Origin of the sequence: Fusobacterium ulcerans (assembly GCF_003019675.1) — a bacterium.
Taxonomy (GTDB): domain Bacteria; phylum Fusobacteriota; class Fusobacteriia; order Fusobacteriales; family Fusobacteriaceae; genus Fusobacterium_A; species Fusobacterium_A ulcerans.
The window spans coordinates 2078717-2094854 of the sequence record NZ_CP028105.1 but is presented as its reverse complement, the minus strand read 5'-3'; the positions used below and the strand labels follow the sequence as shown (position 1 = coordinate 2094854).

The window sequence follows — 16138 nt, the reverse complement described above, 5'->3', positions numbered from 1 at the left end:
TTTTAATTTCTATTTTTTATTTTCTTCAATTTTTACTTCTCTATTTTTACTTTATTTTTTATTTTCTCCTACTTCTCATTTCTTACTTTTCTTGATTGCTGCTTACTTCTTGCTCTTTCCTAATTCATTGAAGATTATATTCAGTATAAGCACTGAAAGGCATCCTAAAGTTACTGGACTTTGAAAAAGTATTTTTCCCCAGCTTGGAAAATGTTTAAAAAACTCTGGTACTGCTATTGGTATAAGGGCTATTCCTATACTTGTAGCAACTATCATAAGATTTTTATTTCCATTGTAGTTTACTTCTCCAAGTCTTTTTATTCCATTGGCTGCAACTATACCAAACATTATTATTCCTGCTCCGCCTAATACTGGTTCTGGAATAGATGTAAGTATATTTATGAGCTTAGGAAAAAAACTCACTGCCAGAAGCATTACTCCTGCTGCGGTTCCTACAAAACGGCTTGATACTCCTGTTATTGCAGCTATTCCTACATTCTGCCCAAAAAGTGAGTGTGGAAATGTATTAAATAGCCCACCTAATACTGAAGAAAGTCCATGGGCTCTCAATCCTGCTACCAGCCTTCCTTCATCTTTTTCATCAGCCTTACAGATATTACTGAGATTCAGTTGATTCCCAGTTGCATCTGTCATAATTACTAACTGTACCAAAAACAGAGACAGTACTGCTGTTATATCAAACTTTGGCATTCCAAAATACAATGGTGTATTAAGGTTAAAAATTCCTGCTTCAGAAACATTTGAAAATTCTACCATTCCCATAGGTATAGCTATTAATGTTCCTGCTATTATTCCTAATAAAATAGCTATATTTCCAAGAAATCCCTTTGATATTTTCTGAATTCCCACTATTATTATCAAAGTTATTCCAGCTAAAAGTATACTTTTAAAATTACCAAAATTTTCTGCTGAAGGATTTCCTCCTCCTATCCATCTAATAGCTACTGGTATAAGGGATAATCCCATACATGTAACTACTACTCCTGATACAAGAGGTGGAAAAAATTTCAGTAATTTTCCAAACACTGGTGCTACCACTATACAAAATACTCCTGAAATAATAGTTGCTCCCATCATCACTTGTATTCCCATTACTGGATCTGCATCTCTATATGCCACTCCTACAGCAGATAGAGCTGCTACTCCTGCAAAACTTACTCCTTCCACCATTGGAAGTCTTGACCCTATTTTTTTTCCAATACCTAAAGTTTGTATAATAGTTCCCAATCCTGCCATCATAAAAGAGGCAGCTACTAATATACTTATTTGATCATATGTCATTCCCAAAGAATTTCCAAGAATGATAGGAACTGCCATAGCTCCTGCACACATTGCTGCTATATGCTGCATTCCAAAAAGAAAAAGTTCTTTTGGGCTCAGCATTGTATCTATTGAGCTGATTTGTCCTACATTTGCTGCTTTGATATCCATCATTAAAATACCCCCAACCCATAATTTGTATTACATTCTATTCCACAATTTTTGTGCTGTTTCCCTTGAGTGTCCAAATATTCCTTTTTCATCTCCTGTAAGGAGTTTTCTGTCTTTCATTACTATTTTTCCATTTATTATAGTTGTCACTACACTTCTTCCCATCATTCCAAAAAGTATGTGACCATTAGTGTTATTTCCATCCATTGGAGTAAGAGGATCATAATCTACTACTATTACATCAGCTAATGCTCCTGCTTTGATTACTCCTATATCTCCCTTAAAATATTTTTCAGCTATTTTTCTATTATTTTCAAATAGAGCTGTTGGTACTTCTCCCCATGCTGCTGAAGGATCTTTCTTTTCATGTTTGTGCAAAATATTAGCTACTTTCATAGACTCAAACATATCACTTGTATACCCATCTGTTCCTATTCCTATATTTATTCCTTTAGCAAACATTTCCAAAAATGGAGAACATCCAACTGCATTTCCCATATTAGATTCAGCATTATGTACTACATTTGTTTTTGTATCTCTAAGGATGTTCATTTCCTCTTCATTTATATGGATACAGTGAACTGCTATAGTTTTATCTCCAAGAATATTAAAATCTCTCAATCTTTCAACTACTCTTTTATTATATTTTTTCAATGAATCTTCTAGATCAGCTTTTCCTTCAGCTGTATGTACATGATATCCAGCATTAAGTCCTTTCATCTCTTCATCACATCTTCTCAGACTTGCATCTGACAGAGTAAAAGAAGCATGAAGTCCAAACATTCCCTTTATCATATTTTGAGAATCAGTGTTATATTTTTTTATAAAGTTTATATTTTCTTTTATTCCTTCTTCCATTATTTCCATTCCGTCTCTATCAGAAACTTCATAACAAAGGCATGTTCTTATTCCTAATTTATTTGCTGCTTCTGCTATAGTTTCCAGACTTCCTGTTATGGCATAAGGACTTGCATGGTGGTCAAATACTGTTGTTACTCCATTTTTTATACAATCTGTATATGTTGTCAAAGCACTGTATTCCACATCTTCCAAGTTTAATTTTTTGTCCAGCTTCCACCAAAGATTTTCAAGTATTTCAATAAAATCTTTTGAAGGTTTTCCATTAGATTTCATCCCTCTGGCAAAGGCGCTATAAATATGATGATGAGTATTTATCAGCCCAGGCATTATTACTTTTCCTTTGACATCTTCAATTTCTTCATGGGGATATTTTTTTATCATATCTTCAGTATTACCTAAATCTACTATTTTTTCTCCCTTTATGACTATACTTCCATTTTCTATGTATGGTCTTTCAATATCTTGAGTTATTATTCTTCCATTGATTAATATCAAAATATTCCCTCCTATCTTATTTGCTTGTTAAATTTAAAAGCAATATGTATGCCAATACAATAAAAATATACAAATTCTTCCACAGTCACCTAATTTTTCATTATTAATATAAAAACCATTTAAATTTTAAAAAAATCATTCACTAAATCTCTTCTCATTATCATAATGATAAAAAATAAATATCATTTTGATAAACTCTTCCTTTCTTTTTATAAAATATATGATATAATGGTTAAAAGCGGTCATAATTTTTGACTGCTCTTTTATGGAGGTCACAGATGTCTAAACTAAAAAATATAGAAAATCATGTAAAAAAGTATGCTAATATAATATCTAATGTAATTGAAGCAGAAGTAGAAATAGTTGATGCTGATCTTGTAAGAATAGCTGGAACTGGTTTATTTCAAGATAAAAATAATGAAATAGTAAGTGGTGTTGTATATAAAGAAGTAATTAATACTAAAAAAAGTCTTTTAATTACAGAGCCTAGAAAACATGAACTTTGTAAAAAATGTAATTATAAAAAAGAATGTAAAGAAAAGCTGGAGCTCTCTTCTCCTATATTATATAAAGATGAAGTAATCGGAGTAATTGGACTTATATGTACTACGGATTTACAAAAAAATAAAGTTCTTAGCAACCTTGACTCTTATCTTAAGTTTCTTGAACAAATAGGTGACTTTATATCTGGAAAAGTATATGAATATCAAAATGAAATAAAAACTCAAGAAGTGAATGATGTTTTCAAACAAATATTAAATAATATGGATAAATGTGTCCTTTCTTTAGATGCTAATAATTACATCGTCAATGCAAATAAACCTGCAATGAAAACTATGAAGCTAGGAGCAGACTATACTTCAAAGCAGGTAAATATTGTTTCTAAAAAACTTACTATTCTTGGAAAAGATATATTTGAAATGACAATTGATGATAAATATTTTAATATGGTTGGAGTTTCAATTCCGATATCTTCAATAAATGAAAAAGCCTATACTATATTTATCTTTGATAATGTAAATACTGATATTCCCAAAAGTACAAAGGGAAATAATGAATCATCAGCTTTAGATGCTATAATTGGGGAATCTGAAGTAATGCAAAGTTTGAAAAATAAAATAAGAAAAGTGGCAGATACTAAATCTACTGTCCTTATCACTGGAAAAAGCGGAACTGGAAAAGAATTAGTAGCCAGAGCCATTCATGACAGCGGTGAAAGAAGAAACAGACCTTTTATAGCAATCAACTGCGGTGCTATTCCTGACTCTCTTTTAGAAAGTGAGCTCTTTGGTTATGTAAAAGGTGCATTTAGTGGTGCCAGTTCAGAAGGTAGAGTAGGAAAATTTGAACTTGCCAATACTGGAGATATATTTCTGGATGAGATAGGGGAAATGCCATACTCTTTACAGGTAAAACTTCTAAGAGTATTACAGGAAAGAACTTTGGTAAGAATAGGATCAAACAAGCTTATTAATCTAGATCTCAGAGTAATAGCTGCTACTAATATGGATTTAAAAAAAATGGTAGAGGAAAATAAATTCAGAGAGGATCTATATTATAGATTAAATGTAATTCCTATTGAAATTCCCCCTCTTTGCGAAAGAGACCACGACCTTTTCCTTATCATTGATAAGCTTATAGAAAAATACAACAACATTTTCAATAAATATGTTCATACAATAGATGATGATGTAAAAGAGATATTAAAAAATTATTCATGGCCTGGAAATGTCAGAGAACTTGAAAACATTATAGAATTTATGGTAAATATGGCTGATGATTCTGGAAGAATAACTAAAACTATGCTTTATGACAATATCTTAAAGAATAAAGAAAATGTAAAAAGTAGTAAAGTTATTTCTCTCAATGACAGTGATGATATATGTACCATTGAAGAAATGGAAAAAGTTATGATAAAAAAAGCTTTAGACCTGTATAAGGATGATTCAAACTGTAAAAACAAAGCTGCTGATAGACTTGGTATAGGAATTGCAACTCTCTATAGAAAAATAGACAAATATAAATTAAATGAAGTGTAACTATATTCCCTATCATTATGATATTGAAATTATCATAATGATAGGATTTTTTTAAATAATTAAATTTTCATATAAAAAACCACTTTTTCTTTAAAAATAAATACTATAAAAAAAATATTTGCTCTGGCATAAAAATTGCTTGTTATATAATTAAAAATAAAATAATATATTGAGGAGGATTTTAAAGTGGAATTATTAAAATGGGTACACAATAAAAAAAGCAGAGATGCTGGATATAAAAAATCTGAACTTTCAGGATTTAGCTCTGAGGAAATGAAAGAGGTTTATGACTTTCATAAAAGTCTCCCTGATTATCAGGCAACTCCTTTAGTTGATCTGAAAACTCTTGCTTCATACTATGGTGTTAAAAAAGTATGGATGAAGGATGAATCTAAAAGATTCGGACTGAATGCTTTCAAAGTACTTGGGGGATCATATGCAATAGGGAAATATCTTAGTCAAAAACTTAATAGAGACATGAAAGATCTTCCTTTCAATGTGCTTATCTCTGATGAAGTAAAAAAACAGCTTGGAGATGTTACTTTTGTTACTGCTACTGATGGTAACCACGGTAGAGGTGTAGCATGGATGGCTGCAAGACTTAGACAAAAATCTGTTGTATATATGCCTAAAGGTTCTGCTCAAATGAGATTTGATGCAATAGCTAAAGAAGGAGCAGATGTAAGTATAACTGATCTTAACTATGATGATGCTGTAAGACTTGCTAATAAAGGTGCACAAGATCATGGATGGATAATGGTACAGGATACTGCATGGGACGGATATGAAGAAATTCCTCTATGGATCATGCAGGGATATTCAACAATAATAAATGAAGTAGTAGAGCAGCTGGAAGCAGCTAAAGAAGAAAAACCTACTCATGTATTTCTTCAAGCTGGGGTAGGATCATTCGCAGGGGCAGTACAAGGATATTTAGCTCACCTTTATGGAGATGACAGACCAATAACAGTTATCTGTGAACCTCATGGAGCTAACTGTATATATAAATCTATGGAAGCTAATGATGGAAATCCACATAATGTAACTGGAGATCTTACTACTATAATGGCTGGACTTGCTTGTGGAGAACCAAATACTATCAGCTGGAAAATATTAAGAGACAATGCAGACTTCTCTGTATCATGTGATGATCAGGTTGCAGCTAGAGGAATGAGAGTACTTTCTAGTCCTCTTGGAACAGATACAAGAGTTATTTCTGGGGAATCAGGAGCTGTAGGGCTGGGACTATTCACTATTCTTTCAGAAAAGAAAGAAGAATACAAAGAACTTATGAAAGAACTTAAATTAGATGAAAACTCAAGAATACTATGTATCAGCACTGAAGGAGATACAGATGTAGAAGGGTTCAAAAATGTAGTATGGAACGGAGCTTATCCAAATAAATAAATCATATTTTAAATAAAAAATTCAGGAGGAATTTAAATGTTGACTAATGAAAGAAAAGAACAGATAGTAGAAGTACTTCAAAACCTTATTCAAAGAAGAAGTTATTCAGGAGAAGAAAAAGAAGTAGCAGAATATATTAAAAAATTATGCCTTGAAGTAGGGTATGATACTGTACATGTAGACAAGTACGGAAATGTTATTGGTTCTGTAAAAGGAAAATATGAAGGGCCAAAAGTACTTATGGACGGTCATATAGACACTGTTCCAGTAGATGAAGAAAAATGGACTAAGAAACCTTTTGCTGGAAATATAGAAGATGGTAAACTATATGGTAGAGGAACTACTGACATGAAAGGTGCTGTGTGCGCAATGCTTTTAGCTGGGGCATATTTAGCTCAAGACCTTAAAAAAGAATTTGCTGGAGAAATATTCATAGCTGGTGTAGTTCATGAAGAGTGTTTCGAAGGAGTAGCAGCAAGAGAGATCAGTAAATATGTAAAACCTGATTATGTAATAATAGGAGAAGCTTCTCAGCTTAATCTTAAAATAGGACAAAGAGGAAGAGGGGAAATAGTAGTAGAAACTTTTGGAAAACCTGCTCACTCAGCTAACCCAGAAAAAGGAATAAATGCAGTATATAAAATGATGAAAATAATTGAAAATATTCAAAAACTACCAATGACTCACCATGACACATTGGGATATGGAATACTTGAATTAACAGATGTAAAATCATCTCCATACCCAGGAGCATCAGTAGTCCCTGACTATTGCAGAGCAACTTATGACAGAAGACTTCTAGTAGGAGAAACTCCTGAAAGTGTATTGGCACCTATTCAAAAATTACTAGATGAAATGGCAAAAGAAGATGAAACTCTTAAAGCAAAAGTATCATATGCAAGAGGAGTAGAAAAATGCTGGACTGGTGCAACAATAGAAGGAGAGAGATTCTTCCCAGGATGGTTATTTGAAGAGAAAGATGAGTATGTACAAAAAGCATTAAAAGCTTTAGAGGGAATAGGACAGACTCCTACAATCACTCACTATAATTTCTGTACAAATGGATCTCACTATGCAGGAGAAGCAGGAATAAAAACAATAGGATATGGACCATCAAGAGAAAACTTAGCACATACAATAGATGAATACATAGAATTAGATAGTCTATATAATGTAACTGAAGGATATTATGCAATTTTAAAAGCTTATTTAACAAAATAGATTCTATTTTCTTTAAGAAGGAGTATTTTTATGCTGTTGATAAAAAATGGAAATATATTAATAGGAAACAAAATTGAAAAGCTGGATATTTTAATAGAGAATGAAAAAATAAAGAAAATAGATAAAGATATTTCTGAAGATATTTGCAGCAATATATTTGATGCTGAGGGAAAATATATTATTCCTGGTGGAGTTGATGTCCACACTCATTTTAATATTGATGTAGGAATAATATCAGCTGATGACTTTTATTCTGGAAGTGCAGCAGCAGCTTTTGGTGGAACTACAACTATTGTAGATCACCCAGGATTTGGACCAAAGGGATGTGGACTGGATTATCAGATAAATAAATATATGAAAGATGCTGAAAATTCCAATATAGATTATTCTTTTCATGGAGTAGTACAAGAAGTCTACAGTGATATATTTTCACAGATGGAGGATTTGAAAAAAAGAGGCATCAACAGTGTGAAAATATACATGACATATGCCTATAAGATGACTGATGATGATGTTTTAAGAATGTTTGAATATGCAAAAAAATTAGATATGGTTGTTTGTGTTCATTCTGAAGATGATAAGGGAATAGAATTTTTAAGAGGTAAATTTACTGAAGAAAATAAGCTCACTCCTATATATCATGCTGAATCAAGACCTGATTTTATTGAGGGATGTTCAGTGTATAAGCTTCTCTCTTATGCTGAAATAACTGGTTTTGAAAAGCTTTATCTGGTTCATATTTCATCTAAAGAATCAATGGAAATAATTGAAGATTTCAGAAGAAGAGGAGTCAGATTTTTTGTAGAGTCTTGTCCTCAATATCTTTTCCTTACAGAAGAAAAATATATGGAAGAAAATGGACTTGACTATATTTTAAGCCCGCCTTTGAGAAAAAAAGAGGATACAGAATATATAAAAAAAGCTTTAGCCAGCAACAGAATAGATGTCATAGCAACTGATCATTGTTCTTTTACTTTAGAGGATAAATCAAAAGGAAAAAATGATTTTAAATTGTGTCCCAATGGAATTCCCGGAGTAGAAGAGAGAATCCCTTTATTATTTAATGAAGTAATCAATGGAAGGCTTTCTGTAGAGACATTTTTAAAAACAGCCTGTGAAAATCCAGCTAAAATATTTGGATTGTTCCCTAAAAAAGGTATATTGACAAAAGGCAGTGATGCTGATATAGTAATATTTGAGAAAAAAAATTCAAAGATAGAAAATATGCATACTGCTGCTAAATACAGCTGTTATGAAAATTTTCCTCTTTCAGCAGTAATAGATACAGTTATACTTAGAGGAAATATAATAATAAGAAACAATGAACTTATCATGAAATCATCAGGTAAGTTTATAAAAAGAATATAAAATCTAGGAGGAAAAATTAATGAAAAAAATAATTCACACTGAAAAAGCACCTGCTGCTTTAGGACCATACTCACAAGCTGTTGAAGCTAACGGAACTCTTTATGTATCTGGACAAATTCCATTTGTTCCTGAAACAATGACTTTAGTTTCTGACTGCGTAAAAGCTCAAACTAAACAATCTCTAGAAAATATCAAAGCTATACTTGAAGCTGCTGGATATACTTTCAAAGATGTAGTAAGAGCTGGAGTGTTCATTAAAGATATGAACGATTTCGCAGCTGTAAACGAAGTTTATGCTGAATATCTTGGAGATGTAAAACCTGCAAGAGCATGTGTAGAAGTTGCTAGACTTCCAAAAGATGTAAAAGTTGAAATAGAAGTTATTGCTGTAAAATAGTGATACATAATTAAAATGGGGAGAAATTCAACAGTTGGATTTCCTCCATTTTTTTATTCATATATCTTCATTGTATCCCTTATCATTTTTATAAGTTTTTCCCTTACTTCTGCTGGTTCCAAACATTCACATCTATTTCCAAAACTAAGAAGTTCCTCATAGTCAAAATCATCATCTACAAAAGGAAAATCAACTATCATTTTATTTTCATCACAATAAGTTATTCTGTCTTCTTCACACCTTTCCAGTATTCTTTCTTTAAGAGAGATATCTGCAAGAAGCTTTATATTTATTATTCTTTTTTCTATCCAGTTCATTTCCAGATCTTTTATATCAAATTTTCTTAAAGTAAAAGTTTCATCAAGTACTTTTAAATATGAAATTCTTGCTAATTTAAAAAGACGAAAATCATTTCTTAAAGTACAGTAGCTGTTCATATACCATTTTTCTTCTTTCCATAAAAGCTGGTATGGCTCTACTTTTCTTTTTGAGCTTCTTCCACTTCCATCTAAGTAATGAAATTCAAGATATTTTCTTTCATTTAATCCTTCTTTTATTTTATTGAGATTACTTTGAAGCTTCTTATTTCCACTCCATGTAGTCAGATCGATTATTATCTGCCCTGATTTAAGCTTTATCTCCTGAATATGTTCTTCTGGAATAAGGCTTTGTAATTTCGTAAGTACTTTGGTTAATTCAACATTGGAAACTGATGAAGATATACTCCCTAAACCTGTCATAAGAGTAGTTATATCTTCTTTTGTAAAAAATTTTTTATCTATTTTATATTTTTCTAAAATGCCAATACCTCCATTGATACCAGTATAAGTAACAATGGGGATTCCTGCTGCTTGTATTGTTTCTATGTCTCTGTAAATAGTTCTGGTAGTTACCTCAAACATTTCAGCTAATTTAGTTGCACTTATTTTATTTTGCTCAAGAAGTACTATAACAATAGAGAGAAGCCTGTCAATTTTCAAATTTTATCACATCCTGAATTTTTATTTTTAAACTATGACATACTGATGTCAGATTTTAAATGTTATACTTAAGTAACAATAGATCTATTGAGAAAATAATTTATGGAGGTAAAAAATGGATTTACTTAAAGAATTTCATAAAATAATGGAGGAGCAATCTGATATTGCATTGGCTACAAGCGTAAATGATATTCCAAATGTTAGAATAGTAAGTTTTTATTTCTGTCCAGATGAAAATATTCTATATTTTGGTACCTTTAAAGATGAAGTAAAAACAAAAGAATTTGAAAAAAATAATAAAGTATCTTTTACAACTATCCCAAAAGAAAGTGAAGAGTTTGCACGTACAAATTGCGGAATAGTTAAAAAGAGTGATCTTCCTATGTCTGACTTCAAACAGGTTATTTGTGAAAAAGTACCTGGTTACAAAGAGATAATAGATAACTTTGAAGATAAGCTTGTTTTATATGAAATATCTTTTAAAGAAGTTGCTATCACAATAAATTATGACGAATACAAAATAGCTCTATAGAATTGAAAAAGAGAAGATTTAAATCAATTATTTGGTTTACCTCTTCTCTTTAATTTTATTAAAATATTCTTCCGCCAATAGAAAGGATAAAGCCTATAACAAAGGCCAGACAGTTATATTTAATATATTTAAAAAATTTTAATTTGCTCCATTTCAAAAAAAGAATATTTAAAAGAAGAAATATTACAACATAAATAACTACAGTAGCCCATCCTAATGCTGGATGTGCTTCAACTTCTGCTTCTAATATTTCATAACTCCCTATAGCCTTGCCATTAATAGAACCAAATGAAAGTTCCAACCATGGTTGCAGAATAAAACCCAGTATTAAATTAATTATGTTGCTTATGATTAAAATAAATATCTGCATACAATCATCCCCTTGATAATATGTTTTTATTCTTTTACTATATTCTACACTAAAACAAAAAGAAGAACCAATAGTTTTTGATTCTTCTTTTTTATTCACTGATAAATTTTAGTTTTAAAGATATTAAATATTAAAAAAATATTTTTTATTTGTAACAAACATGTTTATTTTTTACTACTTGCTTTCCTTCCTTGAATACATCTTTTACATGATTTATTCCAAAATTATAGAATATATAATTAAGATTATCTGTATCAAATATTACAAAGTCTGCCTTTTTTCCTTTTTCCAGACTTCCTATATTATCCTCTCTTTTTACTGCCCTTGCTCCATTGAGAGTTACTGCTTTGAATATTTCTGCTGGTGTCATTCTCAATTGTGAAGAACATATCTGCATTACTAGCTGCATATTTTCACAAGGACATGATCCTGGATTATAGTCAGTAGAAACAGCTACATTTACTCCTTCATTTATCATCTTTCTTACTGGTGCATAGGCTTTTCCAAGATTAAAAGATGTAGCTGGAAGAATGTCGGCAATTACTCCATTTTCCTTTAGACTTTTTATTCCCTCATTACTTACTGCCATGAGATGCTCTGAAGATACTGCTCCCACTTCTCCTGCCAATTCTCCTCCACCTAGAGATACTATTTCATCAGCATGTATTTTCAGCATAAATCCTTGTTTTTTAGCTTCATTTAATATTTTTCTGCTCTCTTCTATTGAGAATACTTCATCTTCACAAAAGATATCACAAAATTCTGCAAGCTTTCTTTCTTTTATTATAGGAAGCATTTTAAAAAGTTCTTCCATATACCCCTGTGAATTGCCCTTATATTCTTCTGGTATAGCATGAGCTCCCATAAATGTAGAAATTATATCAACTGGATGCTTTTCATCAAGTTTCTTATTTACTTCCAGCTGCTTTATCTCATTTTCCAAATCAAGCCCATATCCACTTTTGGCTTCCACTGTAGTTACTCCAAAACAAAGCATTCTGTCCAATACTTCATAGGCCTTATCAAAAAGTTCATACCTTGTTGCTTTTCTTGTTGCTCTTACTGTGCTGAGAATTCCACCGCCATTTCTAAGTATTTCAAGATAAGGGACTCCTTTTAATTTCATAGGAAGCTCATTTTCTCTGGAACCATAATGTACAAGGTGGGTATGTGAATCTATTATCCCAGGAGTTACTACTTTTCCTTCTGCATCTATAAGTTTTGTCCATTCTGATTTTAAACTTTCAGGCACCTTTCCTGTTCCTATTTGAAGTATTTTTCCATCCTCTACAACTAAATAAGCATCTTTCAATATTTCTATATTTTCCATTCCATTATCAAAATCTTTTTTATCTAATTCTCTGGAAGTTACCAGAGTTCCAATATTATATAGTATCAAGTCTGCCTTCATTTATACCTCCATCTTGTATGATTTTTGCCTATTTTATTTTTCCATCAACAAGTTTTTTAATCAAATCATCATTGGCTATATATGGAAGTGTAATATGGTCTGTTCCTTTGTTATCATTATTATATTCAATTACTGTTTCTATAGAATGTGGATTTCTAGCCCATGCTCTTCTTGCTACGCCTCCCATTACATCCCAAGGCATTGCCTGCATCAGTATCTCATCTACTCTATGACTTCCATCAAGGACCATTCCAAATCCTCCATTAATAGATTTTCCTATTCCTACTCCTCCACCATTATGAAGAGCTATCATAGTCATTCCTCTTGCTGCATTTCCTGCAAAACATTGAGTTGCCATATCTGCCATTATATTACTTCCATCTTTTATATTTGATGTCTCTCTAAATGGTGAGTCAGTTCCTGATACATCATGGTGATCTCTTCCCAGCATAACTGGCCCTATCTCTCCATTTCTTACCATTTCATTGAATTTCAATGCTACTCTTGTTCTGCTCATTGCATCTTGATAGAATATTCTTGCCTGTGTTCCCACTACAAGTCCATTTTTGTCAGCGTCTTTTATCCACATGTAGTTGTCTCTATCTTGGTATCTTCTATTTGGATCTACAAGTTCAAGAGCTGCATGGTCAGTTTTCAATAAATCATCTTTTTTACCAGACAGACATACCCATCTAAATGGTCCATATCCATAGTCAAATAATTCTGGTCCTAATATATCCTCTACATATGAAGGGAATATAAATCCACCTTTATCATCTCTTCCATTTTTAGATATTTCCTTAACTCCTATATCGTAGATAGCTTTAAGGAAACTGTTTCCATAGTCAAAGAAGTATACTCCTTTAGCTGTAAGTTTTTTAATAACTTCATAATGTCTTCTCAATGTTTCATCTATAAGTTTATTAAAAGTTTCTCTGTCCTCTGCCAACAATCTCGTTCTTTCTTCAAAAGTTATTCCTGCTGGACAATATCCACCATCATAGACAGCATGACATGATGTCTGATCTGAAAGCAGGTCTATATGTATATTGTTTTTATCTGCATATTCTAAAAGATCTACTATATTCCCATGGAATGCTATTGCATATGGAACTTTAGCTTCCTGCTTTTCTCTTGCCATATTAAATGCTTCCTCTGGAGTTCTGGCTATTTTATCTACCCATCCCTGTTCAAGTCTTGTATGGATTCTAGAAATATCTACTTCTGCTACTATTCCTACTCCCTTAGCTATTACAGTAGCTTTTCCTTGAGCTCCGCTCATTCCTCCAAGCCCAGAAGTAACAAATAATTTTCCTGTAAGGTCTCCATCTTTAGGCACTTCGCAGAAAAGTCTTGCAGCATTAAGTATAGTTGAATAAGTTCCATGAACTATTCCCTGAGGCCCGATGTACATCCATCCTCCAGCTGTCATCTGTCCATAATTAGCTACTCCAATAGCTGCTGCTCTTGCCCAGTTATCATAATCGTCAAATTCTCCTACCATAAGTGCATTAGTTATGATAGCTCTTGGTGCATATGGATTTGATCTGAATAATCCAGTAGGATGTCCTGATGCCACTACTAAAGTTTGATCTTGAGTTAGATTTTCAAGATATTTTTTTATAAGTCTATACTGCATCCAGTTTTGACATACCTGCCCTGTTTCTCCATAAGTAACCAACTCATAAGGATAAAGTGCTATTTCAAAGTCTAAATTATTGTCTATCATTACCTGCATGGCTCTAGCTTCTGTACATCTTCCTGTATATTCATCTATAGGTTTTCCATAAATTCTTCCCTCTGGTCTGAATCTATATCCATATATTCTTCCATGCTCCATCAATTCATTTAAAAATTCTGGTGCCAGCATTTCATGATACTCTTCTGGTATATATCTCAAAGCATTTTTCAATGCTAATTCAATTTCATCTTTTTCCAAATGTACTACTCTCTTTGGAGCTCTTCTTATCTTTGGATCCATCTCAGGCATTTTCATTGGTATATCCTGAGCTGTAAGTTTTATTGTCATTGCATTATATATATCTTTATTTATCATTTTTTATTCCCCCTATATTTTCAATTCCCCTATAACTTTTTCTACATTTTCTACTATCTTATTTCTTTCGATTAATTCTTCCACTGCATTGATATCCAGATTCATTACTCTGTCTTTGTCATAGTATGATACTGTTTCTCTTACTGCTGTATACGCTTTTTCAGTTCCAAGTCCAAGATCCTTATTTACTTTTTTCAGATCTATTCCCTGACAAGCTGACAGTATTTCCATAGCTATTACTTTTCTTGCATTTTTCAGTATTTCTCCTGCTTTTCTAGCTGCAATAGTTCCCATAGATACATGATCTTCCTGATTTGCTGATGAAGGTATAGAATCTACAGAAGCTGGATGAGCCAGAACTTTATTCTCAGATACAAGAGAAGCTGCACTGTACTGCACTATCATAAATCCTGAATTTACTCCTCCATTCTCAACTAAAAATGCTGGAAGTCCACAATTAAGATGAGGATTTACAAGTCTTTCTATTCTTCTTTCAGAAACATTCGCCATCTCTGATACTGCTATTCCTAAGAAATCAAATGGAAGTGCCATAGGCTGTCCATGAAAATTTCCTCCTGAAATAACATCATCTGTATCACAGAAAATTATTGGATTATCAGTTACTGCATCCATCTCTATTTCAACTTTTTCTCTTACAAATTCAAGTGCATCTTTACTAGCTCCATGTATTTGTGGTATACATCTCAGTGTATATGGATCTTGTGTTCTCATTTCTCCTTGTTTTGTTGTACATTTACTTTCTTTCAGAATATTTCTGAAATTTTCAGCTGTTCTTATTTGTCCCTGATGTCCTCTTACTTCATGAACTCTATGATCAAATGCACAAGTTATTCCATTTAAGGCTTCCATAGTAAGTGCCCCAGCTATATCCAGATGTTTCATAAGATTGATTGCATCATATGTTACATGTGCTCCAATTGATGTCATTACCTGTGTTCCATTGATAAGTGCCAGTCCCTCTTTTGATGAAAGTTCTTCCAATACAGGAACTCCAGCTTTTTTCATAGCCTCTGCTCCATCTAAAAGTTCTCCATTTACATATGCTTTTCCCATTCCAAGCATTACCAGCACCATATGTGATAGTGGTGCCAAATCTCCTGAAGCTCCCAGTGATCCTTTTTCTGGTATGAATGGAGTTACATCTTTATTCAGCATATCTACCAATGTATCTAAAACTATTTTTCTTACTCCTGAATGTCCTTTTGACAAATTTACTATTCTCAAAAGCATTATTCCCTTTGCCATATCCACTGGAATAGGATTTCCCACTCCACATGAATGACTCATTATTAGATTTTTTTGCAGCAGTCCTGTCTGTTCTTCTGAAATAACTGTATCAGAAAATTTTCCAAATCCTGTTGTTATTCCATAAGACACCTTTTTTTCTTTTACATATCTATCTACAAGCTCTCTAGCTTCTGCTACTTTTTTATATGCCCCTTCTGATATTTCTACTTTATAACCTTTCCTTGTGACATTGATCAGATCTTCAAGTGTAAGTCTTCTGTCTCCTATTACCAATCTCATT

Annotated in this window: 13 protein-coding genes; 6 read left to right on the top strand and 7 right to left on the bottom strand. The window is 32.2% G+C overall.

Annotated elements, in window-relative coordinates; translation table 11 throughout:
• Nucleotides 1-102: 102 nt before the first annotated feature.
• Nucleotides 103-1455 carry a nucleobase:cation symporter-2 family protein gene (locus C4N20_RS09745; RefSeq protein WP_005978375.1) on the bottom strand — a complete coding sequence of 451 codons (1353 nt, stop codon included), beginning with the start codon at nucleotides 1453-1455 and terminating at the stop codon, nucleotides 103-105.
• 27 nt (nucleotides 1456-1482) lie between these two features.
• On the bottom strand, nucleotides 1483-2808 hold the full coding sequence (ssnA, locus tag C4N20_RS09740) for a putative aminohydrolase SsnA (RefSeq protein ID WP_005978378.1): 1326 nt from the start codon (nucleotides 2806-2808) through the stop codon (nucleotides 1483-1485).
• A gap of 278 nt (nucleotides 2809-3086) precedes the next feature.
• Here ssnA and C4N20_RS09735 point away from each other — a divergent pair, with 278 nt between their 5' ends.
• The 5 genes from C4N20_RS09735 to C4N20_RS09715 all read left to right on the top strand — a co-directional run bounded on the left by C4N20_RS09735 (nucleotide 3087) and on the right by C4N20_RS09715 (nucleotide 9240).
• On the top strand, nucleotides 3087-4847 hold the full coding sequence (locus tag C4N20_RS09735; protein WP_005978381.1) for a sigma-54 interaction domain-containing protein: 1761 nt from the start codon (nucleotides 3087-3089) through the stop codon (nucleotides 4845-4847).
• 186 nt (nucleotides 4848-5033) lie between these two features.
• Nucleotides 5034-6254: a diaminopropionate ammonia-lyase gene (gene dpaL, locus C4N20_RS09730; RefSeq protein ID WP_106878557.1), complete on the top strand. Its 1221-nt coding sequence runs from the start codon at nucleotides 5034-5036 to the stop codon at nucleotides 6252-6254.
• A 36-nt stretch (nucleotides 6255-6290) separates the two neighbouring features.
• Nucleotides 6291-7475: a YgeY family selenium metabolism-linked hydrolase gene (locus tag C4N20_RS09725; RefSeq protein WP_005979506.1), complete on the top strand. Its 1185-nt coding sequence runs from the start codon at nucleotides 6291-6293 to the stop codon at nucleotides 7473-7475.
• Nucleotides 7476-7505: 30 nt separating this feature from the next.
• Nucleotides 7506-8843, top strand: coding sequence for a dihydropyrimidinase (hydA, locus tag C4N20_RS09720; protein WP_005979504.1), 1338 nt, complete (start codon nucleotides 7506-7508; stop codon nucleotides 8841-8843).
• Nucleotides 8844-8862: 19 nt separating this feature from the next.
• The gene (locus C4N20_RS09715; RefSeq protein ID WP_005979502.1) at nucleotides 8863-9240 is read left to right on the top strand and encodes a RidA family protein; all 378 of its coding nucleotides are present in this window, start codon (nucleotides 8863-8865) and stop codon (nucleotides 9238-9240) included.
• A gap of 53 nt (nucleotides 9241-9293) precedes the next feature.
• Here the strand turns inward: C4N20_RS09715 and C4N20_RS09710 are convergent, their stop codons facing one another.
• Nucleotides 9294-10220 (bottom strand): helix-turn-helix transcriptional regulator, encoded by a 927-nt coding sequence (locus tag C4N20_RS09710; protein ID WP_005979500.1) that lies wholly within the window; start codon nucleotides 10218-10220, stop codon nucleotides 9294-9296.
• A 115-nt stretch (nucleotides 10221-10335) separates the two neighbouring features.
• Here C4N20_RS09710 and C4N20_RS09705 point away from each other — a divergent pair, with 115 nt between their 5' ends.
• Nucleotides 10336-10752 (top strand): pyridoxamine 5'-phosphate oxidase family protein, encoded by a 417-nt coding sequence (locus tag C4N20_RS09705; protein WP_005979498.1) that lies wholly within the window; start codon nucleotides 10336-10338, stop codon nucleotides 10750-10752.
• A gap of 58 nt (nucleotides 10753-10810) precedes the next feature.
• Here C4N20_RS09705 and C4N20_RS09700 read toward each other — a convergent pair whose 3' ends face one another.
• The 4 genes from C4N20_RS09700 to hutH all read right to left on the bottom strand — a co-directional run bounded on the left by C4N20_RS09700 (nucleotide 10811) and on the right by hutH (nucleotide 16137).
• Nucleotides 10811-11122 (bottom strand): hypothetical protein, encoded by a 312-nt coding sequence (locus C4N20_RS09700; protein WP_227373117.1) that lies wholly within the window; start codon nucleotides 11120-11122, stop codon nucleotides 10811-10813.
• A 145-nt stretch (nucleotides 11123-11267) separates the two neighbouring features.
• On the bottom strand, nucleotides 11268-12533 hold the full coding sequence (gene hutI / locus C4N20_RS09695) for an imidazolonepropionase (protein ID WP_005979494.1): 1266 nt from the start codon (nucleotides 12531-12533) through the stop codon (nucleotides 11268-11270).
• 28 nt (nucleotides 12534-12561) lie between these two features.
• Nucleotides 12562-14589: a urocanate hydratase gene (locus C4N20_RS09690; RefSeq protein ID WP_005979491.1), complete on the bottom strand. Its 2028-nt coding sequence runs from the start codon at nucleotides 14587-14589 to the stop codon at nucleotides 12562-12564.
• Nucleotides 14590-14601: 12 nt separating this feature from the next.
• On the bottom strand, nucleotides 14602-16137 hold the full coding sequence (hutH, locus tag C4N20_RS09685) for a histidine ammonia-lyase (RefSeq protein WP_005979489.1): 1536 nt from the start codon (nucleotides 16135-16137) through the stop codon (nucleotides 14602-14604).
• Nucleotide 16138: the final 1 nt, after the last annotated feature.

Bases quoted from the DNA above. Each gene is read 5' to 3' on its own strand.
- C4N20_RS09745 (WP_005978375.1), bottom strand. From the start codon at position 1,455: ATGATGGATATCAAAGCAGCAAATGTAGGACAAATCAGCTCAATAGAT.
- C4N20_RS09735 (WP_005978381.1), top strand. From the start codon at position 3,087: ATGTCTAAACTAAAAAATATAGAAAATCATGTAAAAAAGTATGCTAAT.
- C4N20_RS09725 (WP_005979506.1), top strand. From the start codon at position 6,291: ATGTTGACTAATGAAAGAAAAGAACAGATAGTAGAAGTACTTCAAAAC.
- hydA (WP_005979504.1), top strand. From the start codon at position 7,506: ATGCTGTTGATAAAAAATGGAAATATATTAATAGGAAACAAAATTGAA.
- C4N20_RS09715 (WP_005979502.1), top strand. From the start codon at position 8,863: ATGAAAAAAATAATTCACACTGAAAAAGCACCTGCTGCTTTAGGACCA.
- C4N20_RS09705 (WP_005979498.1), top strand. From the start codon at position 10,336: ATGGATTTACTTAAAGAATTTCATAAAATAATGGAGGAGCAATCTGAT.
- C4N20_RS09700 (WP_227373117.1), bottom strand. From the start codon at position 11,122: ATGCAGATATTTATTTTAATCATAAGCAACATAATTAATTTAATACTG.
- hutI (WP_005979494.1), bottom strand. From the start codon at position 12,533: ATGAAGGCAGACTTGATACTATATAATATTGGAACTCTGGTAACTTCC.
- C4N20_RS09690 (WP_005979491.1), bottom strand. From the start codon at position 14,589: ATGATAAATAAAGATATATATAATGCAATGACAATAAAACTTACAGCT.
- hutH (WP_005979489.1), bottom strand. From the start codon at position 16,137: ATGAGATTGGTAATAGGAGACAGAAGACTTACACTTGAAGATCTGATC.